The sequence below is a fragment of the Mycobacterium sp. NGS67 genome (genome assembly GCF_059812185.1).
This window is the reverse complement of the sequence record NZ_JCALCF010000017.1, coordinates 26,171-38,404: the sequence shown is the minus strand read 5'-3', so window position 1 is coordinate 38,404 and position 12,234 is coordinate 26,171. Positions and strand designations below refer to the sequence as shown.

The window sequence follows — 12,234 nt, the reverse complement described above, 5'->3', positions numbered from 1 at the left end:
GCCCCCTTCTCGCCGAGCGTCACGCTAGCGTGACTGCCGACGCCGAGCGTCACGCTAGCGTGGCATTCGGAGGCGATCGGACGTCACACCCCGTCTGGCGCGAGCGGCTGCGACACGTCGGACGATGTCCGCGGGTCGATCGCTCGCAACGACGCGGATGTTGATCCAGCCGCATCGCTCGACCTTTTCCTGTCGGCGGACGTCCCACTTGTATCGCCGCCTATCCGTGCGGTGCTGTTCGCCGTCGTACTCGGCAGCGACCTTGACGTCTTGCCAGCCCATGTCCAGATAGGCAAACTCGTCGCCATACTCGTCGACGACTGGGATCTGTGTTTGCGGACGCGGGAATCCCGCCCTGATCAGCAGCAAGCGAAGCCATGTTTCTTTGGGTGATTGGGATCCGCCGTCTGCCAGTGCGAGGGCGGACCGCGCTCGGCGTATTCCGCGCCGCATCGGGTACCGCTCGGCGAGCACGTTTGCCTCGGCAACCTGCAGATTGCCGGCCGCGAGCAGGGCGTCAATCGCCGCAACGGCATCGTCGGTCGGGTACCAGCAGCCCAGGTCGAGTGCCGTCCGGGCCGGACTCGTCACAGGTATATCGGCGCGACGGACGATCTCGTCGGCCCCGACGGCATCGCCGTGAACTCTGATCCCTGGCAACGGATTTCGATTGGTATGGAGAATCTCCATCGGCCCGCAAGGATCGACCCACTTGGCGCCGTGTACCGCACTGGCTGTCAACCCTGCGACAATTCCTCGTCGTCTCGACCACAGCCATGCCGCTTTGGCCCGCATTTCCGGCGTCAGCTCAGCGTGCGGGTCGACATACACGTCACGGAGCAGCTTCCGGTACCGCGTGCGCAGAACACTCTTGATCAAATCCTCGCTCGCGACGGCTTCGCTGCCGATAAACGGGTCACCCATCGCCGCAAGGTGACACGCGACGGCGTCAACGTCACTTCATTCATCCACAGCGCCACACTGGCGTGACGCTCGGCGCTCGGACGCTCTGGTGAGAGGGGGCATGGCGAAGCCGCGGCGGTCCCCGTCGCGAGTCACGCTAGCGTGACGCTCGGCGTCGACCGCCACGCTAGCGTGACGCTCGGCGCTCATGGACGCTCGGCGGGAGATCGGTGAGAGGGGGCATGGCGGAGCCGCGGCGGTCCCCGTCGCGAGCCACGCTAGCGTGACGCTCGGCGTCGACGGCCACGCTAGCGTGACGCTCGGCGCTCATGGACGCTCGGCGAGAGATCGGTGAGAGGGGGCATGGCGGCGCCGGGGCGGTCCCCGTCGCGAGTCACGCTAGCGTGACGCTCGGCGCTCATGGACGCTCGGCGAGAGATCGGCGCGAGGGGGCATGGCGGAGCCGCGGCGGTCCCCGTCGCGAGCCACGCTAGCGTGACGCTCGGCGTCGACGGCCACGCTAGCGTGACGCTCGGCGAGAGATCGGCGCGAGGGGTGAGGCGCGGCGAGGCGGCGCGGCGAGGCCAGGCCAGGCGAGGGGTGAGGCGCGGCGAGGGAAGGCCAGGCCAGGCGAGGGCCCGGGGGCTACCCCAGGATCAACCCCGACGTCGGCACACCCGTCCCAGCGGTAACCAGCACATGCTCGACGTCAGGCACCGGGTTCACCGAGGTCCCCCGCAGCTGACGCACACCCTCCGCGATGCCGTTCATGCCGTGGATATAGGCCTCACCGAGTTGACCACCATGGGTGTTGATGGGCAACCGCCCGCCGATCTCGATCGCACCGTCGGCGACGAAGTCCTTGGCCTCACCCCGACCGCAGAATCCCAACTCCTCCAACTGGATCAGCGTGAACGGCGTGAAGTGGTCGTAGAGCACCGCGGTCTGAATATCGGCAGGGGTAAGACCCGACTGCGCCCAAAGTTGTTGGCCGACAAGACCCATCTCGGGCAGACCCAGCTCGGACCGGTAATAGCTGACCATCGTGTACTGGTCAGGACTGGAGCCCTGCGCCGCCGCCTCGATCACCGCGGGCCGGTGCTTGAGGTCGCGTGCCCGCTCCGCCGACGTCACGACGATCGCCACCGCGCCGTCGGTTTCCTGGCAGCAGTCCAGCAACCGCAGCGGTTCGGCGATCCAGCGCGAATTCTGGTGATCCTCAATGGTTATCGGCTTCTCGTAGAAGTACGCCTTGGGATTTTTCGCTGCATGTCGACGGTCTGCCACCGACACCGCACCGAAGTCCCGGCTGGTAGCACCCGACCAGTGCATGTAACGCCGGGCGATCATGGCGACCTGCGCGGCCGGCGTCGAGAGCCCGTGCGGGTAGGAGAACGAGTTGTCCACGCCGGTGGAGTCGGCGTTCTCGGTCAACCGGGTCTGCACCTGGCCGAACCGCATCCCGGAGCGCTCGTTGAAGGCGCGGTACGCGACGACGACGTCGGCGACACCGGTCGCGACGGCAATTGCCGCCTGCTGCACCGTCGCACACGCCGCGCCGCCGCCGTAGTGGATCTTGGAGAAGAACTTCAGATCGCCGATCCCAGCCGCCCGCGCCACCGCGATCTCGGTGTTGGTGTCCATCGTGAACGTTGTGAGACCGTCGACGTCGGCAGGCGAAAGCCCGGCGTCGTCAAGCGCGTCCTGCACCGCCTCGGCCGCCAGCCGCAGCTCGGACCGACCGGAGTTCTTGGAGAAGTCGGTGGCGCCGATCCCGACAATGGCCGCCTTGCCCGACAGCATCACACGTCCCCAATCGTCAGCGTCACCGTCGCGATCACATGATTGCCAAGGCTGTTGGCGCCGATCACCTTCACCGTGATCAAGCCGTCCTGCACCGCGGTCACCTCACCGGAGAAGGTCACCGTGTCGTAGGCGTACCACGGCACACCGAGCCGCAGCCCGATCGACTTGATCAACGCCGACGGCCCCGCCCAGTCGGTGACGTAACGCTGCACCAACCCGGTGTCGGTCAGGATGTTGACGAAGATGTCCTTGGACCCTTTGGCCTGCGCCAGATCCCGATCGTGGTGCACATCCTGAAAATCCCTGGTGGCCAACGCAGTCGAGATGATGAACGTCGGGGTCCCTTCCAGCTTCAACTCGGGCAGCTGCAAACCCACTTCCACAGCGGGCGCGCTCATGCTTCCGGCTCCCACGCGTAGAGCGTCCACGACGGCCCGGAATCGCCGACCGGGAAATCGATATACGTTGCCCGCACAGGCATTCCGATCTCGACGGCCGCCGGGTCGACGCCCCGCAACTCGCCGAGCATCCGCACGCCCTCCTCCAGTTCCACCAGCGCGATCACGAACGGCAGTGTCCGGCCCGGGACCCGAGGTGCATGGTGCACCACGAAACTGAACACGGTGCCGCGGCCGCTGGCCACCGCATACGCGACCGGCTCAGCGGGGTCCTGCCACACGGCCGGTACCGGCGGGTGCTGCAACGAACCGTCGGCCAGCTTCTGGATCCGCAACTCGTGCGCGTTGACGCCTTCCCAGAAGAACGCGGTGTCGCGCGACGAGGCCGGACGCATCATCGCGTCGGCGTCGAGGTCCTCGGGAACAGCCGAAGCGGAGTCGGTGGGTTTGAATTTGAGGATGCGCCAATTCATTTCGGCTACATCTTCGTCACCCACCCGCCAGGTGATGAGTTGGTTGATGAAGTAGCCCTCACCGAGCGCGGTCTGCTTGGGCCCGACCACATCGCGCATCTCCGAAACAATGCTGACCTGCTCGCCGGGGCGCAGATAACGGTGGTAGGTCTGCTCACAGTTCGTCGCCACCACACCGATGTATCCGGCGTCGTCGAACAGCTGCATGATCGGACCCATGGGATCGTCGGTCGGACGCTGGCCACCCTGGCCGAACATCGTCCACACCTGAATCATGGCCGGCGGGGCCACGATTCCGGGATGACCGGCCGCACGAGCCGCGTCTTCGTCCACATAGATCGGATTGCGGTCACCCAGCGCTTCGACCCAGTTGTTCACGATCGGCTGGTTCACCGGATCCCGCGCTTCGCGCGGCTTGGCGACGACCGTCGCGATCACCTCCGCGACGGCTTCTTTCAGGTCGGTCATCGAGGCACCCTCGGCACCTTCAGACCGGCAGCCGCGATCATCTCCCGCATCACCTCGTTGACGCCCCCACCGAACGTGATCACCAGATTGCGTTTGGTCTGGGAGTCCAGCCACTCGAGCAGCTCCGCCGTTTCCGGCTCGGCCGGGTTGCCGTACTTGCCGACGATTTCCTCGGCGAGCCGACCGATGTACTGAATCTTCTCGGTGCCAAAGACTTTCGTCGACGCGGCGTCGGCGACGTTGATGTCCTCACCGGCCGCGGCCACCTGCCAGTTCAGCAATTCGTTGATCCGCCAAAGCGAATAGATCTCGCCGAGGGCGCGCTTGACGTCATGGTGGTCTATCGGGGTGACGCCGTCGCCGCCGGGTTTGGAGGCCCAAGCGTGCACGCGGTCGTAGATGCCGGCGGTGCGGCCGGCCGGTCCGAGCATCACCCGCTCGTTGTTGAGCTGCGTGGTGATCAACCGCCACCCGCCGTTCTCCTCGCCGACCAGCATGTCGGCCGGTACCCGCACGTCGTTGTAGTAGGTGGCGTTGGTGTGGTGCGCCCCGTCGGACAGGATGATCGGCGTCCACGAGTAGCCGGGATCCTTGGTATCGGCGATCAGGATCGAAATGCCCTTATGCTTAACGGCTTCCGGGTCGGTGCGGCAGGCCAGCCAGATGTAGTCGGCGTCATGGGCGCCGGTGGTGAAGATCTTCTGTCCGTTGACGATGTACTCGTCACCCTGGCGCACCGCGGTGGTCCGCAGCGACGCCAGGTCGGTGCCCGCATCCGGTTCGGTGTAGCCGATCGCGAAGTGCACCTCGCCGGCCAGGATCGCGGGCAGGAACTTCTTCTTCTGCTCCTCGCTGCCGAACTGCTGCAGCACCGGACCGACCGTCTGCAACGTCACCGCCGGCAACGGCACGTCGGCGCGATGCGCCTCGTTGACGAAGATGGACTGTTCGATCGGCCCGAAACCCAAGCCGCCGAACTCTTTCGGCCATCCGACGCCGAGCTTGCCGTCCTTGCCCATCCGGCGGATCACCGCGCGGTAGGCCGCGTTGTGCCGGTCGGACTCCATCGCTTTGGCTTCGTCGGACGAAATCAGGTTGGAAAAGTATTCCCGCAGCTCCGCTTGCAGCTGACGCTGCTCCGGAGTCAAGTCTATGTACATCAGACTCCCACCAGATCGAGACGATGCGAAGGGCCACCCAGCAACCGGGTCAGATCCTTGATCGTGGAGTAGTACCGGTGCATGGGATAGGTGACGTCCATGCCCATGCCGCCGTGCAGATGGTGACAGATCTGCATCACCGGAGGTGCCTGCGACGCCAGCCAGTAGCCAAGCACATCGAGATCCGACGCCGCATCCAGCCCTTCGGCGAGCTTCCAGATCACCGCCTTGGAAGCCAAATCGATGGTGCGCGAGGCGATGTAGACCTCGGCCAACTGTGCGGCTACAGTCTGGAACGTCGACAACGGTTTGCCGAATTGCTTGCGTTCGGCGACATAGTCGGCGGTCAGCCGCAACGCGCCGGCCACCAACCCGTCGGCGTAGGCGCCAATCATGGCCAGCGCCAGCTGATTTACCCGTGTCGCTGAAGCACCGGCAAGGACGTCACCGTCAGCGACCGAGACGTCGTCGAACGTCACGGTGTATTCCTCGGCGTCGTTGGACGTGGGCGTACGAACCAAGCCGACGCCCTCGGCCTTGGGCGAGACGACGACCACCGCGTTGTCGGCGGTCACCAGCAACCATTCTGCCGATTCTGCGTATCCCACACCGACTTTCACACCCGAGAGCCGACCACCGTCGAATGCGACCGACGGCCGTTCCGGCAGCGCGCGACCGGGTTCGTTCAGGGCGGCGGTCAACACCCCGCCTTTGGCGACGCCGGCCAGGAAACGATCCTGCTGCTCGTCGGACGCCAACTCGAGCAACGGCACCACACCGAATCCCAAGGTGGCCAACGCCGGTGTGATCGCGCCATGCCTGCCCACTTCGGTGAGCACGGTGCCCACCTCGGTCAGGCCGACCCCGTCACCGCCGAGACGTTCCGGCACCGCCAACGCCGTCACGCCACCGGAAACCAAAGCCTCCCACGATAATTCGCGGTCCAACACGGAGGTGACGACGTCGGCGACGGCCTCTTGCTCTGCACTGAGATCGAAGTCCATGCCAGGATCACCGGGCGCCGGTGTAGTCGACCTGCCAGTGCTTGATGCCGTTGAGCCAGCCGGACCGCAGCCGCTCGGGCTCGGAGACCGGCTTGAGGTTCGGCATGTGGTCGGCGATCGCGTTGAAGATCAAGTTGATCGTCATCCGGGCCAGGTTGGCACCGATGCAGTAATGCGCTCCGGTGCCGCCGAAGCCGACGTGCGGGTTGGGGTCGCGCAGGATGTTGAACGTGTGAGGGTCGTCGAAGACGTCCTCGTCGAAGTTGGCCGACCGGTAGGACATCACCAACCGCTGGCCCTTCTTGATCTGAACACCGTTGAGCTCCAAGTCTTTATTGGCAGTGCGCTGGAATGCCGACACCGGCGTGGCCCAGCGGACGATCTCGTCGGCCGTGGTGGACGGCCGTTCCTTCTTGAAAAGCTCCCACTGGTCGGGGTTGTCCGCGAAGGCGATCATTCCGTGCGTGATCGAGTTACGGGTGGTCTCGTTGCCGGCCACCGCCAGCATGATCACGAAGAAGCCGAACTCGTCGTCGGACAGCTTCTCTCCGTCGATGTCGGCCTGGATCAAGGTGGTGACGATGTCGTCGGTCGGGTTCTCGTTGCGCTCCGCGGCCATCGCCATGGCGTAGGTGATCAGCTCCAGCGACGACTGCGCGGGGTCGATGTCGGCGTATTCGGGATCCTCTCCGCCGGTCATCTCGTTGGACCAGCGGAACAACTTGTCCCGGTCGTCCTGCGGCACGCCCAGCAGCCCGGCGATGGCCTGCAGCGGCAGCTCGCACGACACCTGCTCGACGAAGTCGCCGGAACCCGCCGTTGCCGCCTCCTCGGCGATGCTCTGGGCCCGGCGGGAGAGCTCGTCCTCCAGCCGTCCGATCGCGCGCGGGGTGAACCCGCGCGAGATGATCTTGCGCAGCCGGGTGTGATGCGGAGCGTCCATGTTGAGCATGACGTTGCGCTGCAGCTCGACGCTCTCGCGGGTCATCTCCTTGGGCCAGGTCGGGATCGCGCCGTTCTCCCAACTCGAGAAGTCGTCGCTGCGCCGCGACACCTCCTTGACGTCGGCGTGCTTGGTCACCAGCCAATAGCCGTTGTCCTCGAAGCCCGCGCAGCCGTCGGGCACTTCCACCCAGTGGATCGGTTCCGACTCGCGAAGCTGGGCGAGTTCCGCGACGGGAAGCCCGGCAAGGTTAATGTCGGGGTCGAGGAAGTCGAAGTCCGCCGGAATTTCCGAGTGTGCCATTCGGGTGCTCTCCTAAATTGCAACGAGTTCTAGTGCCAGTAAAACACGGCTCCACCGCAGACAAAAGGCGGTCCGGCATCCTCGCTTGTCATAGTAATGAAACGTGTTCTAGCCTGGCTCCATGGGTAACCCGGTAATCGTCGAAGCCACCCGCAGCCCGATCGGGAAGCGCAATGGATGGCTGTCTGGACTGCACGCCACCGAGCTCCTGGGCGCCACCCAGAAGGCGCTGGTGGATAAGGCCGGCATCGACGCGGGCGACGTCGAACAGATCGTCGGCGGCTGCGTGACGCAATTCGGCGAGCAGTCCAACAACATCACCCGGGTGAGCTGGCTGGTCGCCGGGCTGCCGGAGCACGTCGGCGCCATGACCGTCGACTGCCAGTGCGGCAGCGGCCAGCAGGCCAACGGTCTGGTGGCCGGGCTGATCGCGGCCGGCGCCATCGACATCGGCATCGCCTGCGGCATCGAGGCCATGAGCCGCGTCGGCCTGGGCGCCAACGCCGGTCCCGACCGCAGCATCCTGCGACCGGCGTCGTGGGACATCGACCTGCCTGACCAGTTCACCGCCGCCGAGCGGATCGCCAAGCGGCGCGGCATCACCCGCGACGAACTCGACGAGTTCGGCTATCAGTCCCAAGCCAAGGCAAAACAGGCCTGGGCCGAAGGCCGCTTCGATCGCGAGATCTCGCCGCTCGAGGCCCCCGCGCTCGACGAGAACAAGCAGCCGACGGCGGAGCGCGTCACGATCAACCGCGACCAGGGGCTGCGGGAGACGTCGCTGTCGGGGCTGAGCACGCTGAAGCCGGTGCTGGACGGCGGCATTCACACCGCGGGCACGTCGTCGCAGATCTCCGACGGCGCCGCAGCGGTGTTGTGGATGGACGAGGACAAGGCGAAGGCGCTGGGCCTCAAGCCGCGGGCGCGGATCGTCAGCCAGGCGCTCGTCGGCGCCGAGCCCTACTACCACCTCGACGGCCCGGTGCAGTCGACGGAGAAGGTGCTGGAGAAAGCCGGCATGAAGATCGGCGACATCGACCTGGTCGAGATCAACGAGGCGTTCGCGTCGGTCGTGCTGTCCTGGGCGCGGGTGCACGAGCCCGACATGGACCGGGTCAACGTCAACGGCGGCGCGATCGCACTCGGTCACCCGGTGGGCAGCACCGGCAGCCGGCTGATCACCACCGCGCTGCACGAGTTGGAGCGCACCGACAAGAGCACCGCGCTGATCACCATGTGTGCCGGCGGCGCCCTGTCGACCGGGACCATCATCGAACGCATCTAGCACTTGCGCGCGACACCCATAAGATGTGCCCATGCCGAAATCACCGCCACGGTTTCTGAATTCGCCATTCAGCACTTTTTTCATCAAATGGATGTCGCGACTGAACACCTGGATGTATCGCCGCAATGGCGGTGAAGGTCTGGGCGGCACCTTCCAGAACATCCCCGTCGCGCTGCTGACCACCATCGGCCGCAAGACCGGCGAGGAGCGGGTGAGTCCGCTGTATTTCCTGCGCGACGGTGACCGGGTGGTCGTGGCGGCTTCGCGGGGCGGGTCGGCGAAGAACCCGATGTGGTACCTCAACCTGAAGGCCAATCCGAAGGTGAAAGTACAGATCAAGAAAGAAGTGCTGGACCTGACCGCTCGCGACGCCACCGACGAGGAGCGCGGCAAGTACTGGCCGAAACTGGTCGACATGTATCCGACCTACGAGGACTACCAAGCCTGGACCGACCGCACGATCCCCATCGTCATCTGCGAGTGACAAATGACTGATCGGTTGAACGATGTCGTGTCCGCGCAATACGAGAAGTGGACATATCCCGAACCCATTCAGGACATCACCGAATGGCTTGTCGATGGCTGGCAATGGTTCGACCCGAGTCACGCACACCTGCAACTCTGGCCGGACCGTGAGTACCAACCCGACTCGGACATTCTGATCGCCGGTTGCGGCAGCAATCAGGCCGCGATCATCGCCTACAACAACCGCTCCGCCAGGGTGGTGGCGATCGACGTCAGCCAACGGTCACTGGATCACGAGCAGTACCTCAAAGACCGGCACGGGCTGTCCAACCTGGAGTTGCACCGGCTGCCCATCGAAGAGGTGTCGACGCTCGGGCGCGATTTCGACCTGATCATGTCCACCGGGGTGCTGCACCACCTGGCCGATCCGGCGCTGGGGATGAAGGCGCTCGCCGATTGCCTGCGGCCCGGCGGCGCCGTGGCACTGATGCTGTATGCGCGCTACGGCCGGGTCGGCGTCGAGTTGTTGCAATCGGTCTTCCGCGATCTGGGGTTGGGTCAGGACGAGGACGGGATCCGGATGGTCAACGCGACCATCTCGATGCTCGATCCCAATCATCCGTTCCTGGCATACCGCGACACGGCTCCGGACCTGTATTACGATGCGGGCCTTGTCGATACGTGTCTGCACGGCCGCGACCGCAGCTTCACCACCGGAGACTGCATCGATCTGGTCACCTCGGCCGGACTGGTGTTTCAGCGGTGGTTCCACAACGCGCCGTACTACCCGCACGACCTCAATTCCCTGTCCAACCCGGCCACCGAATTCTTCGCAACGATGAGCGCTTTGCCGGAGCATCAAATGTGGGCTCTGCTGGAAAAACTCAGGACGGCCAATTCGTGCCACTTCTTCATCGCCGCGCACCCCGACCGGCCGAAACAGAGCTACACCATTGACTTTTCGTCGCCCGACGCCCTGGACTACGTGCCGCGGATGCGGCTGAGCTGCCGCTTGACCGGCGCCGAGCTCCATCGCCCGCAGTGGGACATGACCCTCAATGCCGCCGAGTTGCCATTCGTCCAATACATCAACGGGCAGCGCACAATTCGCGAGATCGCGGCCGCCGTCGCCGGCGACGGGACCGACAGCATCAAGCTCGAACTGTACGAGAAGTTCGGCCGCGGGCTGTTTCAGTCGCTGTGGCGGCTCGACTTCGTCGACATGAGCCTGGAAGCGGTCCGCTAGGAACCGGCTCCGTAAACCGGTACCGGCGTGCGCGACTTGGCCAGCAGGTCGGTGACGACGGGCCCCAGCTCAGCCGGATCCCACCGAGCGCCCTTATCGATCTGCGGGCCGTGCGCCCACCCTTCCGCGACCCGGATCAGGCCGGCTTCGACCTCGAACACCTTGCCGGTGACGTCGCGGGATTCGACGCTGCCCAACCACACCACCAGCGGCGAGACGTTCTCCGGGGCCATCGCGTCGAAGCCGCCGTCCTCGGGAGCCGCCATGGTCTCGGCGAACACCGCCTCGGTCATCCGGGTGCGGGCCGCAGGGGCGATCGCGTTGACGGTGATCCCGTAGCGGCCGAGTTCGGCGGCCCCGACCAGGGTCAGCGCGGCGATGCCGGCCTTCGCGGCCGAGTAGTTGCCCTGCCCCACGCTGCCCTGCAGACCGGCGCCCGAACTGGTGTTGATGATGCGGGCGTTGAGCGTGTCCGGGCCCACCGCACCGGATTTGATCTGGCGGCGCCAGTAACCGGCGGCGTGCCGCAGGGTCGCAAAGTGCCCCTTGAGGTGGACGCGGATCACCGCGTCCCACTCACTTTCACTGGTATTGGCCAACATTCGGTCGCGGATGAAGCCGGCATTGTTGACCAGCACGTCCAGGCCACCGAAGGTGTCGACGGCGGTGTCGATCAGATTCTGCGCGCCCGTCCAGTCGGCGACGTCGTCACCGTTGGCGACCGCTTCGCCCCCGGCCGCGGTGATTTCGTCGACGACCTGTTGTGCCGGGCTCTCGCCGGCCGACCCGTCCAGGCCCACCCCGATGTCGTTGACCACCACCCGCGCACCCTCGGCCGCGAAGGCCAACGCGTGCGCGCGACCGATCCCGCGGCCCGCACCGGTGACGATGACAACCCGGCCGTCCACCACGCCCATACCCATTACACCTTTCGTTATTTGTTGGCACTCGAGGTGTTCAGGTACTGCGGCGGCTCCCCTCCGCCGTGCACCTCGAGCGTGGCACCGCTGACGTAGGAAGCCACATTGGACACCAAAAACGCTGCGGCCCAACCGACGTCGGCCGGGAGTGCGAGCCGTCCCAGCGGCACGGTGGCCGAGATCCGTTCGATCGACTCGGCATCGCCGTAGAACAGGTCGGCCTGCTCGGTCTCCACCATGCCGACCACGACGGCGTTGACCCGGACCTTGGGCGCCCACTCCACCGCCAGGGTGGTGGTGAGGTTCTCCAGGCCGGCCTTGGCGATGCCGTAGGCCGCCGTGCCAGGAGTGGGCCGCCGGCCACTGACACTGCAGACGTTCACGATGGATCCCCCGCCGTCCTGCTGTTGCATCAGCGCGTTGGCGTGCTGCGAAACCAGCAGCGGGGCAAGCACATTCAGGTCGACGATCTTGCGGCTGAAATTATGCGGAGCTTCGGCCGCCAGCACGTACGGCGACCCTCCGGCGTTGTTGACCACGACATCGAGGCGGCCGTGTTGCTCGGCTATCGAGTCGACGAGCCGCTTGACCGAATCCTCGTCGCGGACGTCGCAACTGTGGAATTCGTGCGGGTATCCCTCGACCGGCCGGCGCGCGCAGGCGATCACCGTCGCGCCCTGCTCGGCGAAAACCGCGCTGATCCCGGCGCCGACACCTCGGACTCCGCCGGTCACCAGCACCACCCGCCCGGTCAGGCCGAGATTGATCCCGTCGCCGTTCGGGGGGGCTGATCGCGGATGGGGCACTGTGCTAGCGTACCAAGCAAGTGCTTGCTTAGGTAATCGACCCCAGCAGGAAGT

Annotated in this window: 12 protein-coding genes; 3 read left to right on the top strand and 9 right to left on the bottom strand. The window is 65.6% G+C overall.

Annotated features, from left to right (window positions below; all coding sequences use genetic code 11):
- Window positions 1-54: 54 nt before the first annotated feature.
- From AC5Y4D_RS16895 to AC5Y4D_RS16865, 7 genes are all read right to left on the bottom strand, one after another.
- Window positions 55-924, bottom strand: coding sequence for a hypothetical protein (locus AC5Y4D_RS16895; protein ID WP_500037670.1), 870 nt, complete (start codon window positions 922-924; stop codon window positions 55-57).
- A 624-nt stretch (window positions 925-1,548) separates the two neighbouring features.
- Window positions 1,549-2,706: a 17-hydroxy-3-oxo-4-pregnene-20-carboxyl-CoA lyase gene (ltp2, locus tag AC5Y4D_RS16890; protein ID WP_499990041.1), complete on the bottom strand. Its 1,158-nt coding sequence runs from the start codon at window positions 2,704-2,706 to the stop codon at window positions 1,549-1,551.
- On the bottom strand, window positions 2,706-3,107 hold the full coding sequence (locus AC5Y4D_RS16885) for a MaoC family dehydratase (protein ID WP_499943206.1): 402 nt from the start codon (window positions 3,105-3,107) through the stop codon (window positions 2,706-2,708). The genes ltp2 and AC5Y4D_RS16885 overlap by 1 nt, the downstream gene beginning before the upstream one ends.
- Window positions 3,104-4,048: a bifunctional MaoC family dehydratase N-terminal/OB-fold nucleic acid binding domain-containing protein gene (locus AC5Y4D_RS16880; protein ID WP_500037669.1), complete on the bottom strand. Its 945-nt coding sequence runs from the start codon at window positions 4,046-4,048 to the stop codon at window positions 3,104-3,106. Before AC5Y4D_RS16880 ends, AC5Y4D_RS16885 begins: the two co-directional genes overlap by 4 nt.
- Window positions 4,045-5,208, bottom strand: a complete 1,164-nt coding sequence (fadE29, locus tag AC5Y4D_RS16875; protein WP_499943208.1) for an acyl-CoA dehydrogenase FadE29 — start codon at window positions 5,206-5,208, stop codon at window positions 4,045-4,047. Before fadE29 ends, AC5Y4D_RS16880 begins: the two co-directional genes overlap by 4 nt.
- Entirely contained in the window at window positions 5,208-6,212 is a 1,005-nt protein-coding gene (locus tag AC5Y4D_RS16870; protein ID WP_500037668.1) for an acyl-CoA dehydrogenase family protein, read from the bottom strand. Before AC5Y4D_RS16870 ends, fadE29 begins: the two co-directional genes overlap by 1 nt.
- Window positions 6,213-6,219: 7 nt before the next feature.
- Window positions 6,220-7,458: a cytochrome P450 gene (locus tag AC5Y4D_RS16865; protein WP_499990038.1), complete on the bottom strand. Its 1,239-nt coding sequence runs from the start codon at window positions 7,456-7,458 to the stop codon at window positions 6,220-6,222.
- A 121-nt stretch (window positions 7,459-7,579) separates the two neighbouring features.
- Between AC5Y4D_RS16865 and AC5Y4D_RS16860 the strand changes: the two genes are divergently transcribed.
- From AC5Y4D_RS16860 to AC5Y4D_RS16850, 3 genes are read left to right on the top strand one after another with little or no spacing between them, the layout of a single operon-like run.
- A complete protein-coding gene (locus tag AC5Y4D_RS16860; protein WP_500037667.1) occupies window positions 7,580-8,743 on the top strand; it encodes a steroid 3-ketoacyl-CoA thiolase in 1,164 nt (387 codons plus the stop codon).
- Window positions 8,744-8,774: 31 nt separating this feature from the next.
- Window positions 8,775-9,227 (top strand): nitroreductase family deazaflavin-dependent oxidoreductase, encoded by a 453-nt coding sequence (locus AC5Y4D_RS16855; protein ID WP_499943212.1) that lies wholly within the window; start codon window positions 8,775-8,777, stop codon window positions 9,225-9,227.
- 3 nt (window positions 9,228-9,230) lie between these two features.
- The gene (locus AC5Y4D_RS16850; RefSeq protein WP_499943213.1) at window positions 9,231-10,454 is read left to right on the top strand and encodes a class I SAM-dependent methyltransferase; all 1,224 of its coding nucleotides are present in this window, start codon (window positions 9,231-9,233) and stop codon (window positions 10,452-10,454) included.
- Here AC5Y4D_RS16850 and AC5Y4D_RS16845 read toward each other — a convergent pair.
- Together AC5Y4D_RS16845 and AC5Y4D_RS16840 are read right to left on the bottom strand one after the other, a co-directional pair.
- Complete coding sequence (locus tag AC5Y4D_RS16845) at window positions 10,451-11,371, bottom strand: SDR family oxidoreductase (protein WP_500037666.1); 921 nt, start codon at window positions 11,369-11,371, stop codon at window positions 10,451-10,453. The two genes, AC5Y4D_RS16850 and AC5Y4D_RS16845, sit on opposite strands and share 4 nt — an antisense overlap.
- Before the next feature lie 17 nt (window positions 11,372-11,388).
- Window positions 11,389-12,180 (bottom strand): SDR family oxidoreductase, encoded by a 792-nt coding sequence (locus tag AC5Y4D_RS16840; RefSeq protein WP_500037665.1) that lies wholly within the window; start codon window positions 12,178-12,180, stop codon window positions 11,389-11,391.
- Window positions 12,181-12,234 lie beyond the last annotated feature (54 nt).

What these genes read in the sequence shown, in the direction of transcription:
- AC5Y4D_RS16895 (WP_500037670.1), bottom strand. Translation starts at nt 924, where the DNA reads ATGGGTGACCCGTTTATCGGCAGCGAAGCCGTCGCGAGCGAGGATTTG.
- ltp2 (WP_499990041.1), bottom strand. Translation starts at nt 2,706, where the DNA reads ATGCTGTCGGGCAAGGCGGCCATTGTCGGGATCGGCGCCACCGACTTC.
- AC5Y4D_RS16885 (WP_499943206.1), bottom strand. Translation starts at nt 3,107, where the DNA reads ATGAGCGCGCCCGCTGTGGAAGTGGGTTTGCAGCTGCCCGAGTTGAAG.
- AC5Y4D_RS16880 (WP_500037669.1), bottom strand. Translation starts at nt 4,048, where the DNA reads ATGACCGACCTGAAAGAAGCCGTCGCGGAGGTGATCGCGACGGTCGTC.
- fadE29 (WP_499943208.1), bottom strand. Translation starts at nt 5,208, where the DNA reads ATGTACATAGACTTGACTCCGGAGCAGCGTCAGCTGCAAGCGGAGCTG.
- AC5Y4D_RS16870 (WP_500037668.1), bottom strand. Translation starts at nt 6,212, where the DNA reads ATGGACTTCGATCTCAGTGCAGAGCAAGAGGCCGTCGCCGACGTCGTC.
- AC5Y4D_RS16865 (WP_499990038.1), bottom strand. Translation starts at nt 7,458, where the DNA reads ATGGCACACTCGGAAATTCCGGCGGACTTCGACTTCCTCGACCCCGAC.
- AC5Y4D_RS16860 (WP_500037667.1), top strand. Translation starts at nt 7,580, where the DNA reads ATGGGTAACCCGGTAATCGTCGAAGCCACCCGCAGCCCGATCGGGAAG.
- AC5Y4D_RS16855 (WP_499943212.1), top strand. Translation starts at nt 8,775, where the DNA reads ATGCCGAAATCACCGCCACGGTTTCTGAATTCGCCATTCAGCACTTTT.
- AC5Y4D_RS16850 (WP_499943213.1), top strand. Translation starts at nt 9,231, where the DNA reads ATGACTGATCGGTTGAACGATGTCGTGTCCGCGCAATACGAGAAGTGG.
- AC5Y4D_RS16845 (WP_500037666.1), bottom strand. Translation starts at nt 11,371, where the DNA reads ATGGGCGTGGTGGACGGCCGGGTTGTCATCGTCACCGGTGCGGGCCGC.